This window comes from Latilactobacillus sp. VITA-14 (genome assembly GCF_046580785.1).
Classification (GTDB): domain Bacteria; phylum Bacillota; class Bacilli; order Lactobacillales; family Lactobacillaceae; genus Latilactobacillus; species Latilactobacillus curvatus.
Window position 1 is genome coordinate 20,271 of sequence record NZ_JBJKTM010000015.1, and the last position, 20,962, is coordinate 41,232.

General features: G+C 43.6%; 19 protein-coding genes and 1 pseudogene. 9 read left to right on the top strand and 11 right to left on the bottom strand.

From position 1 onward, the window contains the following. Window positions 1-34 precede the first annotated feature (34 nt). Both addA and ACF1X7_RS07255 read right to left on the bottom strand, forming a co-directional pair. Window positions 35-3,751, bottom strand: a complete 3,717-nt coding sequence (gene addA, locus ACF1X7_RS07250) for a helicase-exonuclease AddAB subunit AddA (RefSeq protein WP_411162603.1) — start codon at window positions 3,749-3,751, stop codon at window positions 35-37. After that, window positions 3,744-7,283, bottom strand: coding sequence for a PD-(D/E)XK nuclease family protein (locus ACF1X7_RS07255; RefSeq protein WP_069468189.1), 3,540 nt, complete (start codon window positions 7,281-7,283; stop codon window positions 3,744-3,746). The genes addA and ACF1X7_RS07255 overlap by 8 nt, the downstream gene beginning before the upstream one ends. A gap of 202 nt (window positions 7,284-7,485) precedes the next feature. Between ACF1X7_RS07255 and mvk the strand changes: the two genes are divergently transcribed. From mvk to fni, 4 genes are read left to right on the top strand one after another with little or no spacing between them, the layout of a single operon-like run. Beyond that, window positions 7,486-8,424 (top strand): mevalonate kinase, encoded by a 939-nt coding sequence (mvk, locus tag ACF1X7_RS07260; RefSeq protein ID WP_035186511.1) that lies wholly within the window; start codon window positions 7,486-7,488, stop codon window positions 8,422-8,424. Window positions 8,425-8,447: 23 nt separating this feature from the next. After that, a complete protein-coding gene (mvaD, locus tag ACF1X7_RS07265) occupies window positions 8,448-9,422 on the top strand; it encodes a diphosphomevalonate decarboxylase (protein WP_056966188.1) in 975 nt (324 codons plus the stop codon). A gap of 36 nt (window positions 9,423-9,458) precedes the next feature. Continuing rightward, window positions 9,459-10,529: a phosphomevalonate kinase gene (locus ACF1X7_RS07270; RefSeq protein WP_069468544.1), complete on the top strand. Its 1,071-nt coding sequence runs from the start codon at window positions 9,459-9,461 to the stop codon at window positions 10,527-10,529. A 10-nt stretch (window positions 10,530-10,539) separates the two neighbouring features. After that, window positions 10,540-11,589, top strand: coding sequence for a type 2 isopentenyl-diphosphate Delta-isomerase (gene fni, locus ACF1X7_RS07275; protein ID WP_039099566.1), 1,050 nt, complete (start codon window positions 10,540-10,542; stop codon window positions 11,587-11,589). 51 nt (window positions 11,590-11,640) lie between these two features. Here fni and ACF1X7_RS07280 read toward each other — a convergent pair. Next, window positions 11,641-12,657 (bottom strand): annotated as a pseudogene (locus ACF1X7_RS07280) (zinc-binding alcohol dehydrogenase family protein). 147 nt (window positions 12,658-12,804) lie between these two features. On the opposite strand from ACF1X7_RS07280, the gene ACF1X7_RS07285 reads away from it, so the two are divergent. The 3 genes from ACF1X7_RS07285 (at window position 12,805) to ACF1X7_RS07295 (ending at window position 13,812) form a co-directional block, all read left to right on the top strand. Beyond that, window positions 12,805-13,131, top strand: a complete 327-nt coding sequence (locus ACF1X7_RS07285) for a winged helix-turn-helix transcriptional regulator (protein WP_411162604.1) — start codon at window positions 12,805-12,807, stop codon at window positions 13,129-13,131. A 149-nt stretch (window positions 13,132-13,280) separates the two neighbouring features. Further along, window positions 13,281-13,496 carry a helix-turn-helix transcriptional regulator gene (locus ACF1X7_RS07290; RefSeq protein ID WP_004271286.1) on the top strand — a complete coding sequence of 72 codons (216 nt, stop codon included), beginning with the start codon at window positions 13,281-13,283 and terminating at the stop codon, window positions 13,494-13,496. A gap of 4 nt (window positions 13,497-13,500) precedes the next feature. Then, on the top strand, window positions 13,501-13,812 hold the full coding sequence (locus tag ACF1X7_RS07295; RefSeq protein WP_411162605.1) for a hypothetical protein: 312 nt from the start codon (window positions 13,501-13,503) through the stop codon (window positions 13,810-13,812). A 46-nt stretch (window positions 13,813-13,858) separates the two neighbouring features. On the opposite strand, the gene ACF1X7_RS07300 is transcribed toward ACF1X7_RS07295, so the two are convergent. From ACF1X7_RS07300 to ACF1X7_RS07310, 3 genes are all read right to left on the bottom strand, one after another. Continuing rightward, window positions 13,859-14,827 (bottom strand): hypothetical protein, encoded by a 969-nt coding sequence (locus ACF1X7_RS07300; RefSeq protein ID WP_411162606.1) that lies wholly within the window; start codon window positions 14,825-14,827, stop codon window positions 13,859-13,861. Between the two features lie 23 nt (window positions 14,828-14,850). Further along, a complete protein-coding gene (locus ACF1X7_RS07305) occupies window positions 14,851-15,633 on the bottom strand; it encodes an SAM-dependent methyltransferase (protein ID WP_411162607.1) in 783 nt (260 codons plus the stop codon). Between the two features lie 78 nt (window positions 15,634-15,711). Then, a complete protein-coding gene (locus ACF1X7_RS07310; RefSeq protein WP_039099571.1) occupies window positions 15,712-16,047 on the bottom strand; it encodes a metal-sulfur cluster assembly factor in 336 nt (111 codons plus the stop codon). A gap of 152 nt (window positions 16,048-16,199) precedes the next feature. Between ACF1X7_RS07310 and ACF1X7_RS07315 the strand changes: the two genes are divergently transcribed. Next, a complete protein-coding gene (locus tag ACF1X7_RS07315) occupies window positions 16,200-17,006 on the top strand; it encodes a Cof-type HAD-IIB family hydrolase (protein WP_039099573.1) in 807 nt (268 codons plus the stop codon). Between the two features lie 290 nt (window positions 17,007-17,296). Here ACF1X7_RS07315 and ACF1X7_RS07320 read toward each other — a convergent pair whose 3' ends face one another. After that, window positions 17,297-17,509 (bottom strand): 2-hydroxymuconate tautomerase, encoded by a 213-nt coding sequence (locus tag ACF1X7_RS07320; protein ID WP_301289936.1) that lies wholly within the window; start codon window positions 17,507-17,509, stop codon window positions 17,297-17,299. A 109-nt stretch (window positions 17,510-17,618) separates the two neighbouring features. Between ACF1X7_RS07320 and ACF1X7_RS07325 the strand changes: the two genes are divergently transcribed. Then, complete coding sequence (locus tag ACF1X7_RS07325; RefSeq protein ID WP_411162608.1) at window positions 17,619-19,055, top strand: C69 family dipeptidase; 1,437 nt, start codon at window positions 17,619-17,621, stop codon at window positions 19,053-19,055. 44 nt (window positions 19,056-19,099) lie between these two features. Here ACF1X7_RS07325 and ACF1X7_RS07330 read toward each other — a convergent pair whose 3' ends face one another. The 4 genes from ACF1X7_RS07330 to ACF1X7_RS07345 form a co-directional block, all read right to left on the bottom strand. Beyond that, window positions 19,100-19,342, bottom strand: a complete 243-nt coding sequence (locus ACF1X7_RS07330) for a hypothetical protein (RefSeq protein WP_411162609.1) — start codon at window positions 19,340-19,342, stop codon at window positions 19,100-19,102. A gap of 239 nt (window positions 19,343-19,581) precedes the next feature. Further along, a complete protein-coding gene (locus ACF1X7_RS07335) occupies window positions 19,582-19,845 on the bottom strand; it encodes a M60 family metallopeptidase (RefSeq protein WP_411162610.1) in 264 nt (87 codons plus the stop codon). Beyond that, window positions 19,791-20,201, bottom strand: coding sequence for a M60 family metallopeptidase (locus ACF1X7_RS07340; RefSeq protein WP_411162611.1), 411 nt, complete (start codon window positions 20,199-20,201; stop codon window positions 19,791-19,793). The genes ACF1X7_RS07335 and ACF1X7_RS07340 overlap by 55 nt, the downstream gene beginning before the upstream one ends. Further along, window positions 20,173-20,493, bottom strand: a complete 321-nt coding sequence (locus ACF1X7_RS07345) for a M60 family peptidase N-terminal accessory domain-containing protein (protein WP_411162612.1) — start codon at window positions 20,491-20,493, stop codon at window positions 20,173-20,175. Before ACF1X7_RS07345 ends, ACF1X7_RS07340 begins: the two co-directional genes overlap by 29 nt. Between the last annotated feature and the right edge of the window lie 469 nt (window positions 20,494-20,962).

Here is a 20,962-nt window from a genome sequence, read left to right on the forward strand (position 1 = left end):
TCAATCATACTATGAATGACGCGTAGAAACCAGTCTAGTTAATAGCGACTAGTTGGCCAATCGACAATAGATAGAGATATTTAGCGGTTACCGGCCGGTTAGCAATTTGCGTCAACGCGGCACTGTATAGGTTAATTTGGCCGGCATACCGCGCTTTAATCGCCTCAATGGCAGCTTCTGGATCAGCTGGGTTCACAAAATCAGTCTTATAGTCGAACAAAATACAGTCGGTATCCGTGGTTACATAACCATCCATAATCCCATGGATTAAGACATTGTCTTGATCTTCTGGGCGTAAACCGGCGAATAAGGATGCAGCCGGTAACAATAGTGAAAATGGGACTTCCCGATGAACTTGCGCTGGTTCAGCTAACAGTTGCTGACCCAACTCGCTCTCGAAGAACGTCATGATAGCAGCAACTTTAATTTGTTGTGCAACATTGGCAGTGAGGCTTTTTTGTAAAACAAGTCGGTCGATGATACTTTGCACCCGATCGATCGTTACTGGTTGGGTTAAATCGATTTCTTGTAAGACCAGATGCGTCGCCGTTCCAATTTCAGCCGGACTCGCTTTTCGAACAGTCTGCATGAATTGTGGTTGAGGTAATTCATCGGTCACGTAACGATGGGTTTGTTGCGGTGTATCAGCGTCAAAGCGTAATTGCCCCAACTGATCATTGTCGGGATCTTCAAAGAGCCGTTTCACTTCTGAAACAGACTGGTAAGCTGTCGTTTCGGTGGCGCCTTTTGCTGGATAACTGAATGTTAGCTGGTCTTGAATCCCGTTGGCTAAATCAGTTGTTAAATCGACCGCCTTGAGTGCCACTTGTTGTTGCTGGCTCCAATCTTGATCATGGTGTAAAGCACCTGGTAATTCGCCAAGGCGCGTTTCACTTGTAAACGTTAAATTAAATTCAGTTGCGTCATCGCTCAGAGGTAGGAATGGTGTCCCCTCTTCGGTCCAATCACGGGCTTGCGGATGACGAATTAAGCTCAATCCAATCCAATCTAGTAAGTTCGTGCTAGATTGACGAACAGAAGCGTCCAACCGCAGATCAGGATTTTGCTGCCCTTTTTGCCAAGTTGCAAATAGTTTCGCTTGGTTATCACAACTGCCCGCGATAATCAGCCTTTGCTCGGCACGCGTTAAAGCAACATAGAGTTTTCGCATTTCTTCAGCGCGTAACTTTTGCCGTTTTTGGGTCGTGATGGTTAATTCTGGTAGTGTTGGAATCTTTAACCGTTTTTTCGCGTCTAAGTAAACAATTCCGAGTCCCGATTGATCATCGAGCACGTAATTTTGGCGCAAGTCTTGCTCGTTAAATTGATGATTGGCATCCATTAGGAAGACCACCGGGAATTCTAAGCCTTTACTCCCATGAATCGTCATCACAGAGATGGCATCTTGATTGGCGAGACTGGTTGGTTGGGCTAAATCCTTATCTTGTTTTTGCAAACGTTCGATAAATTGGATGAACTGGAAGAGCCCTTTAAAGCCGTTTGCTTCGTAAGTCGCAGCGCGTTCATAGAGTGCGTGCAAGTTTGCTTGGCGTTGGCGACCGGCTGGCATCCCACCGGCGTAATCTAAAAAGCCGGTCTTTTGGTAAATTGTCCAGATTAAATCAACGAGTGGCCGTTGACGTGCAATGGCTCGTAACTCATTTAATAAGGTTTGGAAATGCGTTAATTTTTCGAAGACTTGTTGGCCGAGTTGGCCGGATTTTTGTGCTTCGAACTGATCAAGATAATTAAAAACGGCTTGGTAATAGTCATCCGTTTTATCATTAATCCGGATTAATGCGAGTTCATTTTCGTTCATACCGACAATTGGTGACCGAAGCACGCTAACCAGTGGAATATCTTGATTGGGATTATCAATAATTTTCAAGAAAGATAGCATGATTTGAATTTCCGTTGTTTGGAAATAATTCTGCGCATCACTAATGACAATCGGTAAGCCGAACCGTTGGAAATAATCAAGAATGATTAGGTTGTTGTTGCGCATTGGCGTCAATAAGACAATATCTTGATAGCGAATTGGCCGGATTTCTTGTGTATCCCGATCCCAGATGGTTTCTTGATTATCAATCATTCGTTTAATTCGCTGTGCAACTGATGCAATCTGACCTTCAGCTTTATCAAGCTTGCCCGTTGATTCTTCATCAGTCGGTTTTGTTTCGTATAAAAGTAATTCAGTTGGCTGAGTTGGTTGATCGTCAGGATAATAAGTCGCACCATATTGCAATTCAGCGTTGTGATCGTAATCTAGCTGCCCTAATTGGCGGTCCATGATTTGTTTAAAGACTAAGTTGACGAAATCATCGATATTACGCCGTGAACGGAAGTTTTCTGCGAGAATAATGCGTTCACTATCGTTATCTGGCTTGGCGAATTCGTCGTACTTACCGAGGAACAAACTCGGATCAGCTAATCGAAAGGCATAGATGGATTGTTTAACATCCCCCACCATGAAGACGTTGCGGGGTGCTTGACTAGCGATAGTTTGAATGATTGTTTCTTGTAACTGGTTTGTATCTTGATATTCATCAACCAGGATTTCACTGAATTTATTTTGATAGAACGTTCGTGCTGCCTCTGATTCCGGAGTGTCACCGGCCAAAATATCCAAACAGAAATGTTCTAAATCGCCAAAATCTAGTAAATAGCGGCGTTTCTTCTCAGCTTGGAAGGCTTGCTTAAAATCGCGGGTAACCGTCACTAACTTACCGACTAACTCACTAGCGCGCCGTTGAATCTGACTGGTTTGTGCTTCGTCAAAGACAAAATAGGTTGTTAAAAGATCGTTTAGTGCCCCTTTGACATTATCGAGGGCGTTTTTGATCCGGTCCTTGTCATATTGTTCATCGGGTTCTAATTTCTTAGTTCGTTTGGCGGGTCCCAATTGGGCGTCGGTCAATTGTGTGCGCCACTGCGCCCAACTTAAAGTGGCCACGTTGGCTTGAATGGCAGTTAGTGCTGCTTGTGCCGTTGCGATAGTTGGCAAGTATACCGCAAATTTCTCGTTTGTTTGACTTAGTTCGTTGGCGAGTGCCAAGTCTTTTAAACAGGTTGCCAAGGTCGCTTCTAACTTTGGCAGAATCGTTGTTTTGAAATAAGCACTGGTTGTTAGGCCAGTCTCTGGTACCTCGTAAGGGGCGGTTAGAGATTGTAACCATTCATCGGGCGCTGGATTGGCACCAGAGAAGTTAAACAGTTCGAAAACAATGTTGGTTAGCCCATCATCGTTGCGATCGTTCGAAAAATTTTGCGCTAAATCATAAAATAAGGCGTCGTTTGACTGGTAATGTTCTTCGCGAACGCGTTGCCAAACTTGATCCTCTAATAAGAGACGTTCCGCAGTATCACTTAATAACCGAAACGCGGGATCTAACTTAATCACGTAGTAGAAATGTTTAATGACTTGTAAGCAAAACGCATGCAACGTGCTGATTTGTGCGGTCGGGACTAGGCTGAGTTGCTGCCGTAAGCGTTGTTGCACCGCTTTGTCGGTTGCCTCGCTTGCTTTTTTTCGCAGTGCCGTTTGAATCCGTTGGCGCATTTCGGATGCGGCGGCTTCGGTAAACGTCACCACCAATAGTGAATCCACATCAGTGCCATTCAAGATTTTTTGAATCACGCGTTCAACTAAAACGGTTGTCTTCCCGGAGCCCGCCGAGGCAGAAACGAGGATATCATGCCCCGCGTGATCAACGGCTGCTTGTTGGGTTGGTGTAAATCGGCGATCACTCATGTCGTTCTTCCTCCGAGTTCATAATTTTGGCTAAGACGGCTTGATTATCAAGCGCACTTAATTGGCGATAATTATTTTCTGGTAACATCGCATCGAATTGGAAAATCGATTTATATGGCGACATTGTGAGTGCATTCGTGCGGTCGGGCCGCATAATCGGATTCAAAGCATTTTCGCCAGCAAAAATCGCTTCCCCCGCTGCTTTGATTAGTTGATCGTTATGGGCAATTAATTGCTGTAACTCATCAAGGGTGACCAGTTGTTTCGATTTGAATGCCCCACTCTTTGGACGATTGAAGTTAAACAGTGGTGAATAGCCACTTTCTAAAGCTGTATCCAAGTTTTCGAGTAAGGTCTCATCGTTTAAAATTAAGCCATCATACTTAAATTGATCCAGTAATAATTGATCGAGTTCGCCTTTTTGTAGTTGAGCGAGTTTTTGTTTGTTCAGTTGCTTCAATGACATTGTTGGGTTTTGAAGGTGCAGATAAAAGGCCCCGGCTGGTTTTACCTTGCTTTGCGCTGGTAAAATTGCTGCTTGATCTTGCAAGACAGTTTCAAGGTATGTCAACATTTGCAATGCCAAACCATAGTATGCATCGCGGAAGCTAAAGCTGTGTTGACTGGATTTGTAATCAACAATTCCCAGGTAGGCTTGGTCGTTTAATGTCAGTTGATCGATCCGGTCAATTTTCCCCCGCACCTTAACCCGACGTTGATTGGGTAATTCGAATTCTAGACCAGCTAATCCTTGTTGGGCACCAACTTGGCCGAATAAGACTTCGGTTGCCAACGGTTTTAAGTTCGTTCGTTGACTCTGATCGCGCAATGTCCGGCTGACGCGTTTAATTGTTTGACTCAATTGTTGGCGAATGTAGCCCATTCGCGCTGATTTATTGAGGATCTTAAATTCTGGTTGTTCATACGCTTTTTGTAAGATTTCATCCGTCAATGCATCGATTTGTTGATTATCGAGATCGGGTAAGACTAAGCGTTGGGCTTGAATCATCTTGATAAATTGATCTAAGACTTGGTGGTAGAAATCACCGGTATTTGCAGGTGTCAGTTCAAAAATTGGGCGCTCGTTCAGTTTTAAGCCGTATTTTAAGAAATAAGCGTATTGATTTTGATAGAACTCTTCTAATTTCGAGATCGACGTATGGATTTCATTGCCATATAACCCAGTGACAATATCGCTTGTTAGTGCAACGGGTTGGTTATGGTACGCCAGACTTTGAAGGAGTTGATTGGTTAAGTAGTGACTAACAGGAAATTGTTGTAATAAACGATAAACAGTCTGCCATTGGTCAGGAATTAGTGTTTGCGTCGCTTGTGCTTGTCGCGCAACTTGAATCAAATCGCTTAACAAACTACGCCAAGAACCCGTAATTGGCGCTGTACTTGTCGGACTGACTTCTGCTAGAACGCGTTGCTCGGTTAAATGGAAGTAGTTTTTAATCCGGTCGACATAGGGGGATACCGTGTAGTTCGCCCCTTCCCCATTATTCAATGGATAAGTGAAATACAATCCTTCAGTACCACTTAAAAAGGCCAAGTAGTTCAGATAAGGTTCAAAGCTCATCTGACTGGCACTTGGATCAGTTAAGAATTGTTCTGAATTGAACCGATCGGTTAATAGTTGCCGATCATGGTCGGATAATAAGGCGCTGGTTTCAATCTGATCAGGCATCACTTGATCGGTCGCACCAATCATAAAGGTAATTTTGCGGCGTTTAGTCTGCACCATCCCTGATTCAGATAAAACGACCTGGTCGAGTGTCGATGGAATTTGCGCATATTGCGCCGTATTAAACCCGGCCGCTAGTAAATCCCAAAAGCCCTTTAGTTCGAAAGGTTGGTCGCCTAATAACGTCACATATTCATCCAACATCGTCATAAATGTTTGCCATGTCTGTTCCGGTTGGCCAGCTAAGGCAATTTGATTGGCTGCGAGTGCTTGGTCCCGCCAATTTAACAATTGTCGATCGACACCTTGTTCGATTAAGAATTGATAGAGCACTTTAGCGGCATCGCGCCCTGTTTTGGCACTGTCTAACCGTTTATAAAATGGTGGTAATACGGATTGAACATAATGCCGAATCCGATTGATCCGTTCCGTGAGCACTTCATCTTCTGTTGTTCGAACACCATCTTGGAAGGAACCGAACCGATAATATTGCCAATCGGCTGCGCTTAACCAATCATGCCCTTCATACCCACTTTTTAAAATCAGATTTTCACACAAATCAAGATCAGCCCGGAATTCAGCGACTGATTGATAGTCATCTGGTATTAAAAGCTCCGTCTTCAAAAGCGCCATTACATCTTCATAGCGGTAGTAATGCTCTTTCACATCAAACAACGCTGCCAACATCGCAACAAGTGGATGGGCCGCCATTGTTTCCGGTAAATCGCAGAAGTACGGCACTTCGTATTCTGTAAAAATCGGCGCAATCATTGTTTCATAAGGGGCTAAATGCCGAGTCATAATCAAGAAGTCTCGGTAGCGATAGTGGCCGGTTTGGACTAAACGACGAATTTCACGGGCAACATACCGTAATTCGGTATACCGATTTTCGGCACCGATCACTTGAAGTTGCGTCGAATCGATTTCCGGTGCTGTTGGGATCTGACCGTGGTTTTCAGAAGCAACCCAGTACCGATCAAGCGCGAGTAACGTTGGTGAAACCCGCTGGTTAGTGGCAATCTGATCAGTCATGATGGGAATGTGATTTTGCTTGGCCTGTTGGTATAATTGATAATACGTACGCTCAGCTTGATAAAAGAAGCTGAGTTTTTCCGGTGGTTGTTGGTAATTAACATAGTCGGTAATTAAAGCTACGGTTAAGCTTGCTTGCTGCATTAAGACGGCGACTAGCGCTTGTTCTTGAGCCGTGAATTGTGCGAAACCTTCGATATAGAAATGACAATCGTGTAAGTCTTGTTTTTTTAAATAATCAGTTAAGGCATCAATTAACGTCGTATTTTCGATGAATTGCTTTTGCATAGCGGCTTCAAACGCCGTGGCAATAATGGTTATTTCCCGCAATTTAGTAGTCAGTTCGACTTCTTCGGGCGCTAGCTGGGCCGCAATCTCAGTTAGCTCAGCGGGTGTAATACAGCCCACTTTAAGTTCCAATAGTTGGCTCGTTAATTGAGCAACAAAGCCTGTTTGATTGACTTCCCCACCAAATAAGCTGAGTTCTTCTGCATGTTCTTGCAAGAGGCGGTAGACAAGGATGTTTAACCCGGCGGTTGAAATCCGCGGAATCTGGTAGTACGGGGTATTTTTCATGAAATACCAAGCTAATCGACTTAATGAGAAGACTTGGACGCGTGAGGTTGCGACATACTCACTTCTAGGGGTTTTTAGGTCATTTAAAAGTGCGACTTCAGATTCAAATTTGATATGATTCGGGACCAAATAAAAAAAGCGGTCCGTGTTGGTGGCCTTAAGGTCTGTTTGTAGTTGCTTGACTAGTGTTTGATGGTGGTCATAACTAGCTGTACCAATAATAAATTTTAAGCTCATGGCGCCCACACTCCTTTGGCGTCATTTTACCATAGATAGACAAGTGATTGGGATAAAATCCGGCTAGTCCGTTGGTAAAAAGCGGGTATAATAGGAAACCCATTAACCTGTGCCCAATTTGATTTATGTGGCGGTCATTTTTGTTTTGCAGTATAGTAGTAAGGGTATCTTCAAGTCAGAAAAAGAGATTAAGGGTGATTGTATGCAGACTGGTGTTGGCCAAAGTCATGCGAAAATTATTTTAATTGGGGAACACGCTGTCGTTTATGGACAACCTGCGATTGCCCTCCCCATCTTTGCGGTTCAAGCGCGGGTAACGGTAACTCTCGAGCCGGCACTCCAGACACCGCAAATTAAGAGTACTTATTACAATGGTCCTCTAGAACAGGCTGTTGGTCAGATGCAAGGTATTCGCCGGTTAATTGAACAACTGTGGCATGCATTAGATCCGAACTTAACCCCGTTTGAATTGACGATTGAAAGTGACTTACCGCCCGAACGCGGGATGGGTTCTTCAGCCGCAACGGCCGTCGCCATCATTCGAGCGTTATTTGCGACTTATCATCAAGAGCTCAGTCAACAACGGCTGCTAAAGCTAGCCGCGCTCTCCGAAAATTTAATCCACGGTAATCCAAGCGGGATTGACGCCGCGACAACCGGCGCAACTACGCCATTATGGTTTGTCAAAGGGCAGCCGCTTCAACCCCTACCCATTAATTTAAAAGGGTATCTCGTAATCGCCGACAGCGGTCAAAAGGGGCAAACAGGTGCCGCCGTCAAAAGCGTTCAGAATCAAATGATGTCCAATCCAGAACAAACGCAACCCTTAATTGACCATTTGGGTTATCTAACGCAACAAGTCGCAAGAAATATTGCCCAAAACGAATTAACGGTACTTGGCGCGAACCTCAACCGTGCTCAACTTGATTTGCGGGCACTCGGTGTCAGCAATGCCCGTGTTGATCATTTGATTGATGTGGCTAATCAGACCGGTAGTTTGGGCACTAAGTTAACGGGTGGTGGCCGTGGTGGCTGCATTATCGCCCTGGCCGCTACGCAAAGTGCTGCGGATGATTTGGCACAAGCCTTATCAGCAGCTGGTGCCATCAAAACTTGGATTCAACCACTACACGCACTTTAAAAAAAAACATTAGGAGTATTACTATGGGACAATCAATTACAGCCAGAGCACATACGAATATTGCGCTCATTAAGTATTGGGGAAAACAAAATCCGGAATTGATTATTCCGTATAACAGTAGTCTTTCAATGACGCTAGATCATTTTTATACAGATACAACGGTCCGCTTTTCAACTGATTTGACTGCTGACCAAATTAGCTTTAATGGTGCCATTGCGGATACCAAAACTAGTACGCAGATGAGTCAGTTTCTCGATTTAATTCGAAAACAGGCGCATCTGCCTTTATTTGCTGCTGTGGAAACCATTAATCATGTCCCCAATGCTGCTGGGTTGGCCTCTTCTGCTTCCGGTTATGCGGCATTAGCTGCTGCAGGTAGTCGTGCAGCTGGGCTTGAACTTAACGATCGGGATCTTTCGAGATTAGCCCGCCGTGGTTCTGGCTCTGCAACCCGCTCGATTTATGGTGGTTTTGTGGAATGGCAACGTGGGACCAATGATTTGGATTCATACGCTGTTCCCGTTCAAGAAACAGTTGATTGGGACATCCAGATGATTGCGATTGTCTTAAATGATCGTCAAAAAGCCATCGCCAGTCGTGCTGGGATGGCGAATACGGTGGCCACATCGCCCTACTACCCAGCATGGGTTGAAACCGCTCAAGCCGCAATTCCGGCAATGAAGGCCGCAATCGTTAAGAAAGATATAAATTTGGTGGGGCAATTAGCAGAACAAAGTGCGATGCAGATGCATGCGACAACCCTTAGTGCCGTCCCACCTTTCACCTATTTTGAACCTGAAACCCTACAAGCAATTAAAGTCGTGCAGACCTTGCGCCAACAGGGTGTTTCTTGCTATTATACTATGGATGCTGGTCCAAACGTGAAAGTGATTTGTACCAGTCAGGAAACACCTCAGATTTTAGCGGCGCTTGCGCCCTATTTTAGTCCTGAACAACTCCTTGTTGCTAAACCAGGTCCTGGTGTGAGCTATCGATAATGCAAATTTAAGTTAAACGTGAAAGGTTCTGATGGTTTGATAACGGCTAAAGCGCCCGGAAAGCTGTATATTGCTGGCGAATACGCAGTAGTAGAAACAGGTTTTCCGGCTATTATCGTGGCTTTAAATCAATTTGTGACAGTCACAATTGAAGAGAGTCATGAATATGGGAGTATTGTGTCTAAACAATACCAAGAAAATTCCCTTTATTGGCAACGACAAGGTGATGAAATGGTTTTTGATAACCGCGATAATCCCTTCCATTATATTTTGTCCGCGATTCGCTTAACGGAACAATACGCACGTCAAGCGGGTAAGACACTGCGCGTCTACCACCTACGGGTAAATAGTGATTTAGACTCTGCTGATGGTAAAAAATACGGCTTAGGCAGTTCAGCCGCCGTAACCGTTGCAACGGTAAAAGCCCTCTGCGCCTTTTATGAATTATCACTATCAAACGACCAATTGTATAAACTTGCTGCTATTGCGCATTTAGATGTGCAGGGCAACGGTTCTTTAGGCGACATTGCTGCTAGTGTTTTTGGTGGCTGGGTCGCTTATCGGTCATTTGATAAACAATGGCTTGCTGACATTCGACCAACTGTTAGTCTAACGGAGCTGCTCGAAATGCCATGGCCTAGTCTTTCAATCGAATTATTAACACCGCCAGCAGAGTTGTCACTCTTGATTGGTTGGACGGGGTCGCCCGCTTCAACCTCGCACTTGGTGGATAAAATTGCCCTTGCTAAAACAGAACGGCAAGCCGATTATCAAAACTTCCTCGCAGCTAGCAAAGCTTGCTTAGAAGCGATGGTCGAAGGGTTTCGTCGTAATGATTTAGCCCAGATCCAAGCTGAATTACGCCACAATCGTGCCATTTTACAAGATCTCGCTCACTTCAGTCACGTCGCTATTGAAACGCCAATATTACTGAAAATGGGCGCATTAGCCGAGGCAATCGGCGGTGCTGCCAAAACATCTGGTGCTGGCGGTGGTGATTGTGGGATTGTCATTATTGATCGCGCTATCGAAACAGAGGCCCTCTTTGAACAATGGCGGGCCAATCAAATTGAACGATTGAACCTTGCAGTTCACCTCGTAGATTAGGAGCTTACCCATGGTCAGACCCAAACAATCCATTCAATCTCATCGGAAAGATGAACATGTCTTTTTAGCGGAAAAATTCCGCCATGATGATGCCATCAATGACTTTGATGGCATTCGGTTTATCCATCAAAGCTTACCCGAAATTGCGGTATCCGACGTGGATACCAGTACCGATTTTGCCGGGACTAACTGGGCCAGTCCCTTTTATATCAACGGCATGACCGGTGGTAGTCAGCAGACAAAGAAAATTAACGCACAATTAGCGCAAGTCGCCCAAATTACCAACCTACCAATGGCAACTGGCTCCCAATCGGTAGCCATTAAAGATCCGTCACTAGCGGATACATTTAGCGTGATTCGCGAATTCAATCCCCACGGGTTTGTACTCGCTAATATTGGTGCTGGTAATGATTTGAATGTGGCTAAGCAAGCCGTCGCAATGACCCAAGCTAATGCCCTAGAAATTCACGTCAACACGCCACAAGAAATTGTCATGCCTGAAGGTGATCAAGATTTCTACTGGTTAGACGAGATTGCTAACATTGTCGCCAATGTTGGTGTGCCCGTTATCGTGAAAGAAGTTGGTTTTGGGATGAGTGCTGATACGATTGCGCAACTCAAGCAAATCGGTGTACAATTCATCGATGTTTCTGGCCGTGGCGGGACCAACTTTGTCACGATCGAAAACGAACGGCGTCATGATAAAGCCTACGATTACTTAGCTGATTGGGGCCAATCAACGGTCGAATCGCTCTTTGAATCACGCGCTTTCCAAAATGACGTCAACATCCTCGCTTCAGGTGGGATTCGGAATCCCCTAGATATCATTAAAGCACTTCGGCTTGGTGCCAGTGCTGTTGGGATTTCCGGTCAATTCTTGCACATGGTTTTAAAAGAAGGCCCGACACAAATGGCGGAAAACTTGCTCACTTGGCAAGCGCAGATTCAAGAGATTATGGCAATGCTTGGCGCACGCGATATTCAAGCGCTCCAAAAGGCGCCAATTATTCTCTCGCCTGAATTACGGCATTATTTGAATGAACGGCACATAACATTTTAAGCAGCAAAAGCCCGGTAGAAGGATTTCTTCTACCGGGCTTTATTTGATTGCTTAATTAGCAACTACGACTTTGCCAATCATTTGGTTCGTTTCGACCAGTTGATGCGCTTGCCGTAAGTTGGCTGCTGAAATTGGTGTTAAGCACTTTGTCAGTGTTGATTGCAATTTGTTTTGTTCCAATAAGATTGCAATCTGTCCTAAGATAATGCCTTGACTCGCTAAATCCGTTGTTTGATAGTAGGTCTTTGAGAAAACCCACTCCCAAGCGAACTCGACCCGTTTTTTAGTTAATTTTTGTAAATCTACCGGGCGATGATTTTCAGTGATTGAAGCGATGCGGCCATTGGGCTTAATCAGGCGCGCCATACTCTCCCAGTGTTGATCGATGTTATTCAACTCTAATATATAATCGACCGTTTGATAGCCGAGTGCGTGCACCTGTTCAATGAGTGATTGATGATGGTTAACGACTTGATCCGCACCATGGGCCAGCGCCCACTTTTGCGTTTCCGGACGGAAGGCAGTCGCAATCACGTGCAATCCGGCCAAATGTGCCAGTTGGGTGGCGATCGAACCAACACCACCTGCCCCATTAATGATTAGGATGGTTTGATCATGATTAGTGGTTCAATCTTCAAAATCAATGTGTAATTTCTCAAATAAAGCTTCCCAAGCCGTCAGCGCTGTGAGCGGCATCGCGGCAGCTTGCGCGTCCGTTAAATTCTGCGGTGCTTTTGCGACGATTCGTTCATCCACTAATTGATATTCGCTATTACTACCTGGTCGTTTAAAGTCCCCAACATAAAAGACACGATCACTCGGTTTAAATAACGTGACGGCATTGCCAATTCCTGTGACAATCCCAACAGCGTCCCAGCCAAGAATACGGGGCGTTTTTGATTGTCCTCTACCCCCTTTTCGAACGCCAACATCTACAGGGTTAACTGAAACGGCGGTCACTTGTACGCATAAATCGTGTGGTTTTGGTTTGGGACTGGGGAGATTAAAAGCCATTAAACTTTCTTCATTTGTAATCGGTAAATGTTTGGTAAAACCAATTGCTTGCATTAAAAATGCCTTCTTTCTTATTCACCATTAGTCTAAAACATTAATTGCCCCGTAACAATCGTGTATCGAATGTAACTAGTTACATTGTTTTCACTAGGCAAATGACTGCTAGCGGACTATAATGGCGGTATCAAAGGAGGCCATTTCATGGTTCAAGAACGGCACATTTATGATTGTCAGGCGGGCTGCCCGGTTGAAAGCACGCTTCAAATTATCTCGGGTAAATGGAAAAGTGTGATTATTTATCAACTTTTGCAACATTCAAATCTCCATTTTGGTGATTTGACGCGCGCTTTACCCGATTGTTCGCGCCGCATGTTAGCCCTACAGCTGGAAGAATTAATTGCGGATCATGTGATTACTAAAACGGTGATTAGTCTCCGGCCGTTAAAGACTGAATACCAACTCTCTGAATTTGGTAAAACACTGAGTCCCGTGATTAACGCAATGGCAACTTGGGGGAACTTATTATAATCAGGTTGCACAACAGGATGTTGGATACTGTAATTTGCAGTAATGCCTAAATTTGGATATTCGCTAAAGCACTTGACAAATTAACTTGGATAATGTAAAAATATAGTTGTTAAAAGTATAAGTAAACTTTGATAATGAAGTGGTGCATATTGAAAGAAACGAATTATGTCGAAAATAAAGTCTATGAATACCGAGTACTCCAACATCTTTCTCAAGAAAAATTAGGTCAAGCGGTTGGTGTTTCCAAGCAAACCATCTATGCAATGGAAAAAGGCAACTACTCACCTAGTTTGATTTTAGCCTTTAAGCTCGCACGATTTTTTGATGTACCAATTGACGTTCTATTCACTTATCGGGAGGCGTAACAATATGGCCCTACTACACTTTTTAAATCAAAATGCCCATGTAATCGCTGGTGTGGCAATCGGATTACTCATCATTTCAATTCTGTTTTTCTACTATGGGATAACTAGAATTGGACGTTCGGATGAACGCTCACAGCTTATTATGTATCGCGTTTTTAAAACGATGTTTGCAGCGTGTTTATTATCGATGATTTTATTTATGACTTTTGTGCCAGACCGCTTAACAGCAGTTCGAGATTGGTTTACAACTCTATTCAGTCTTGTATTTATCAGTGGCGCATGCGCTGTTTTTATTGAACCACGGCGTAAAGTTTAACCCTTAAAAAAAACGGTTTAGTCAATCTAATGACTAAACCGTTTTTTTAATGTGTTGTTTTTCGTCCTTTTGGAATTAAATAATAAAAGATACCGATTAAGATGAGATCAATGATCATCAATCCAATAAAAATCGCTGATCGCCCCGTTAGGTAAAAGAACCAACTACCAATTGAGAAGCCAATGATTGAGCTAACAACTAGGTGCAGCGCAAAAATTTGGGTTTGTGCCACGCGGAATTTACGATATAAACCAGTGCTGAGCCCTTTTTGTGCGTGATAACCATTGATAACTTGGCTAAATAAATAAGTGAAACCGACCGCGATGATCATGAGGACGGCAATTACCGCGATTACACCCGCATTTTGACGGAGCCAGTTGACGCCGACTAACGGCGTCGTCTTCGGTGTTAAATAACTGTGCTTAGTCGTTTTGAAAATCTTTTGGTAAGTTTTCAGATGCGCTCCCATCTGCGGACCATCAACCAATATGGTGACTTTATTCAGTGGGCGATCATTTAATACAAATTCTGGTGACGTGGATACAAAAATGTGCTGATCAAGCGTAGTTGTCTGATTCGTACCGACAACGCCAATCACGGATAAGTAGCGACCATGATCTTGATAATACGCTTGACTAGCTGGTTTGTAGAGTTCAGCAAGTCGTGATTGACCAGCAACGACGACTGGAATCTGTGATTTGAAATCGTAACTGGAGAAGAACCGGCCGTCTTTTAATGGGACACTCGATAACTTCCCTTTCGCATAGACATATGAGAACCGGGAATCAACGTTGAATTGAATTTGAAAATGGCTTAATTTCGCGGCATCAATTTTTTGAATGGTTTTTTGAATCGACTGTTGACTCTTAGAATTAAAAATCACAGCATTTTCTGATAAACTATTGTGATTTAAGCGTTGGCTATAGTTAGTTTTTGCACGTTGGCTAATCGTTAACATGCCTAGAACTGTTAAACCAACTAGTAAACAATCTAATATTATTTTTTTCAGGCGCACAGTGGGCCCTCCTTTAAAGCAGACTATTGAATCCAGTAAAACCGATCACGCATTAAATCGAATGGGCGTAAGTAACGGTTGATCCGTGATAAACGGGCGTCGTTGTGATAATGGGCCGCCGTCCAAAAGGCGTGACTATTCGTGGCGCCAAAACGTTCGCCTAAGCACAACAAAACGGGGGCATTTGGCATTGCACGAAGTTGTTGCAGCAATTCATAATCAACTGGGCCGCCGTTGGGTGACCAGGACATTAAGACTGCATCGACTTGCGGACCATATTTTTGGACCGCTTGTTTGGCGTCAAGAGCTGCCACTGACGTGACTAATTGGCGCCCTGTTTCATTCTCGGCAGTCCAGGCTAAACTATCGGTACAAATCACATCAGCGCCTGCCTGCCGTAAACCAGCACTTAAATAGCCGTTACCAGCCATGACTTCTAGAAAACGCCAATTGGGAAACTCGCGGACAATCGCCGCCGTCAAATCTGTAGTGATATAGGCCCACATGCCAAAGCGATTTTGCAAATATTCACGGTAATTGCGCAGTAAGTGGTCGATTAACTGTAACTGACGTTGAACCTCAGCCACACTAGCGGCGCTAAAAGCCCCCTGTTCAGCCTGGAGTAATATTTCTAAATACAGAGATTCATCAATTCCCAAAACGGGTAAATTATGTATGGGCAAGCCGTCCTGTTCAATCTGCAATAAACTAGTTAAAACAGCATGAATTTGTACTTGAATGGCTGGGACGGTTGCAAAAAAACGTTGACTCTGGCGCAATTTCTCTGGATAACTTAACTGTATCATAATGGATTCCGTTTCTAATATAAGTTTCTCTTAAACGATTAGAAAAACCTTCCCAATCGGAAGGCCAAATCGAACGTTTTAACGAATCCCGAGTGCAATGCGTGCATAACGGGACATCTTGCTGGTATCCCACGCTGGGTACCAGACGAGATTGACTTTAACTTCATTGACTTCTGGAATTTTGCTCATTGCTTGATGAATCGAATCCGTTAAAACATCGGTTAAGGGACAGCCCATCGTTGTAAGGGTCATATCAATCGTACATAAGCCATTTTCATCCAGGTTTAAACCGTAAACCAAGCCGAGATTCACAATGTCAATCCCGAGTTCTGGATCAATCACGGTCTCGAGCGCGGCTAGAATCCGTTCCTTTAAGTCTTCAATTACTGCATTATCTTGTGGTTGGTCTGCCATGTGTCCTGCCTCCTGGTCACTCTAATAGCTCTATTATACTGGTTCAACCGACCAGTTACAACTGACGATCATTGACAACAATCCGCATACCCCCTAGAATAAAAAGACATATCGTGTTTTAACCAAACACGTTTTTAAAAGGAGGCGCCGCTATGCATCAAAAATTGATTGCACTGGATTTAGATGGGACTACCCTCAATTCAGATGCCCAAATTACACTTAAAACGCAACAAACTTTAACTGAATTACAAAACGCTGGCCACATTGTCAGTATTGTCACAGGGCGCCCAAATCGTTTGAGTGAACCTTTCTACCAACAATTAGGTTTAACGTCGCCAATGGTTAACTTTAATGGGGCTTTAATGCACATTCCGGGACAAGCCTGGGCCGGTGAATATCAATATACGATTAATAAAGACATTGTCTTTAGTCTCTTCCAACTAAAAGAACGCTTTAAGATTCAAATGATTGCCGCCGAAGGTAAAACGATGTTTTTAGCTGATCAAGCTTATGCCAACACGTTTTATTTCTTCCCCACAACGTTGAAGTCCGATGAAATTTTAACCCGCGAATCGCTTCGGCAAGACCCAGCGGCCGTCACGGTTTTTGTGGAACGCGCTGATCAAGATGCGTTACGTGCTGAAATTCTGCGCCAATTCCCTGACGTTTCCGTCAACACTTGGGGTGGTCCTGCTAGCGTCTTAGAAATTGTGCATCATGGGATTCACAAAGCAACCGGCCTCGCAAAACTAGCGGCACACTACGACATTGATCAATCAGATATCATTGCCTTTGGTGATGAAAGTAATGATTTGGATATGTTAGCCTATGCCGGTACCGGGGTTGCGATGCAAAACGCAATTGCACCGATCAAGGCGATTGCAGACGACATCACACCACTGACGAATGCGCAAGATGGTGTGGCCAATTATTTACGGCAATATTTTAAGATGGATTAATGAAAAAGCGATTCGACAATTTCTGGTCGAATCGCTTTTTTTGATGGATGAAACGTGCTTTTCAAGCTAACTTTCTGTGCTTAGCTACATCCGTCAAATCACCGATTTTGTCGGTAATCTGCCTGATTAGGCTAATCCTCAGAAGATACCCGGCTTATTGCACACTCTATTCTGAAACGTGCTCCGTCAGATATACACTTCCGGTTAGTTACATACCGCAAGCGATCGGCTACGCCGCTCATTCACGGTATTAGACTAATCCTCAGCGTATGACCATCTGACGTCGCACTCTATTTTTCGTCGCTCTTTAGCACGCCGCCTACTGAGTAGCGGTCTGGTTGCATTTCATTTAGGACAACGTGCACGTGTTCTGCAGGTGCGCCTGTGTTTTTAGTGATTGCTTCTGTGACGTCTGCACAGAGTTGTTTTAATTGTGCTTGGCTCCGGCCAGCGATTAAATCGATGTGTACTAATGGCATGTGTGGTGCCTCCTTTAATTGAATACTTATATTATGCCTGTTTTAACGCAATTGAGCAACGGTAATTACTGTGTTTTTAAGCAAAAGAATGTATAATAATAGCTAATATTGATTTATCTATGGAGGCATTACAATGAGTGAACCCCTTTACCGTCAATTGACGGCCTGTACCAGTGTTTTAGTTGGTAAGAAAGCCACTGCAGACGGCTCAACTTTAATCGCACGTAACGAAGATAGCCAGGCAGCTTGGCCTAAACATTTAACCATCCATCCCCATCAAAAGTTAACGACTGCCCCGCACTTTGTCTCAAAAGACACGGGTTTTTCAATCGATTTACCACTTGAAGCCGCAAAATACACGGCGACACCCGAATGGACCGATGAATATGGACTATTCGAAGAAGACGGCATTAACGAATACGGCGTTGCGATGAGCGGCACCGAAAGTGCTTATAGCAACAGTCGCGTTCTCGGATTTGACCCCTACATCGACAACGGGATTGCTGAAGAATCCATGATTACAGTCGTCTTACCTTACGTGAAAACGGCCCGTGAAGGTGTTGCGCGGCTAGGCGCCATCGTTAGTGAATACGGCACCACTGAAAGTAACGGGATTCTCTTTTCCGATGTCGATGAGGTCTGGTATCTTGAAATCGGCAGTGGACATCACTGGGTTGCCCAACGGATTCCGGATGATAGCTATGCCGTGGTTGCCAATCAACTCGCGATTCAAGAAGTGCAATTCGATCAACCGGATTGGTTCATGACTTCAGACGGGATTCAAGATTTTGTGCGTGATAATCACCTATGGCAAGCTGATACGCCATTTAACTTCCGCGATATCTTTGGGACCAAAGACCAAAGCGACCTTGTTTACAATACACCGCGCGTTTGGTACGGTCAAAAATTGTTAACGCCATCTGTCGCACAACAACCTCAAGACTTTAACCTCCCCTTCTTACGGCAAGCCGATGCGCCCATTCAAGTCGAAGATGTCGCGCGAATTCTAGGCTCGCATTATGAAGGCACGGTCTACGATCCAATCGGTCACGGCACACCACAAGAAAAACATGCTTTCCGCCCAATTAGTTTAGCAAAGACGCAAGAATCACACATTCTCCAAATGCGCCCCAACTTACCGGTTGATGTCAGCGGTATTCATTGGCTTTCAATGGGCGTGACTGCGCAAAGTGTTTACGTCCCATTCTATGCCGGTGCCGATGACGTCCCAGTTAATTACCAAAAAGGGACAAAGGATTACAGTCAAGATTCGATCTACTGGACCTATAAATTAACTGGTATTTTGGTGGATGCACACTACGCCAAGTTCGCCAAGGACTTGGAACAAACGCAAAAACACATTAATAGCTTAATGGTTCAAAATATCGTAACAACCGATCAAGCGGTTGCTGCTGAAACCGATGCGGTCCAACGAACGATGTTGATGACCAAGGGCTCTGCAAAAGCTGCGCAACTTGCCCAACACGAAATGGAACGCCTCACCGCAAAACTGATTACAGATAGCGCGAACCTATCACCACTCAACTTTACAACGGATAGTAATTTATAGATAAAAATGGTCCCACATCGTATTTTGATGTGGGACCATTTTATTTACTCAGCAATCATCTCTCTAATCTTGTAAGTTCCACTTGCGTGTCTAACTTCTACCCGATAAGGATGTCCATGGACAACTGATTTAGAAGGAGTAAATACATTTCCATTTAGGGAACCATAGTAGTTTTGGCCATTGGTGACTTCTGCCAAATAGCTGTTGTTTCCTAATACGACTATCTTATAATGCTTAAATAATTCGTTAGCAAAGATAACGACGATTTTATTATTTTTAATACTCATGTCAGTAACTAAAGCGTTCAAGAACAGTTGCTGTGCATGGTTAATTCTTTGAGTCAATATCGTCTTTTCCGAGCCCTTAACTGCGTTAATTTATGTTCGTAATTAATCTAATAGGTCTTGTGTGACCTCAGGTTTCAACTGATCGTTTGTTTCAAATAACGCTTCAACTTGACGTTTCAGAAGAAGAATATCCTGACTAATCATTTTGAGAATGTAAGACTTGTGCGGTAATTCAGCCACTATTGATGTAAAACGGGGTAAAAGTTATCACCAAATGTATTTCCTAATTGACCAAACATAACCATCTTTAAATTATTATTTTGTGCGTTGAATTGCTTATTATCAGATTTTAGATAAGTATGCATTTCTGGGTAGTATTGATCTAACGATGTTATTTTACCAGTCAATTCTTTTTGAGCCGCTAATGCATAAATGTTAACACTTGATTCTACAACAGCACCCCATTTCCAAGGTGTTTGTTGTCTCTGATGAAGATGCCCCAACCTTCATTTGTCTTCAGTAGTCGTTGCAAAGCGCGATCATTATGGAAGCCCATAAATTCATTTTCTGTATACATATACAACTTAGGTGACTCTAAGAAATGTTGGAGATGGCGATCAACAAAGTTTACTGGATTTCCTTCAGTAGTAATGCCTGAAACCCGATCTTGTGCCGTTAAAAACCGATCATAATAAGTCATCAGTTCTTTAGGGTCACCGAGATATTTTTTAGCCATTGCGTAACTAACTGTAATTAATGCTTTGTTACTGACCAACTGCACATCTTTAGCATTCGTCATTTCCGCCATTTGTTTCTCAAAGTCTGCGACGCTAGTTTGATTTAAATCGAAATATGGCATTGATCCTGTGCCCCTGATATTGTGATTGTTGCTTCACCAGAATCATTAAAATCGGGCCCTCATTTTCAACGGTAATCGTTGTAATGCCCTTTGTTAATGGATATTGTTTTTGAGTTTCTCGTTCGGGCGAACCAATTGTGATAGATAATGAATCTTGCATCCCCTGAGCAACTGTCAAAACATCCCCTTTTTGGGCATATAAACCGCTAGGCTCTAAACTTGAGTAGCGTAATGTTCTGCGTTGCCGTTCTTTTTCTTTAAAAACATCACCACGACCAATATAGGTTTTCATTTCTTGTGGTGCTTTTAGAGTTTGCTGGTGCCTCCCTTGGATTTGAGGCTATCTGCTAGCACGCTACTCGCTAAATTTTGGTGATTGTCACTTGGTTCAGCCTTAACTGTTTGTATAGAACTGATGGTGCTAGTTGTTAGGATTCCTAACGCTAAAATTCCGATTACATTCTTGATAGTCTCATCCCCTAAAAGTATTATTATTTTTATAACATATTCAGATTAGCATGGACTGCTGAAAAATGTCTATTAAAAGCCCCTAATGATTTCTATAATTATTCTATTAATATTAAAAATGTCAATAATGATAACTACAACTATTACGGTAGATTGTAAAATTAATCCGAACGCTGTTCGGACAAAAAAGATCAGCTTCCTTTAAAATGGTGTTTACCACAAACCCATCTTTTAGGAGCTGATCTTTTGTCTAGTATAACCTATTCCGAACGAATTAAAATCGAAACCTTTTG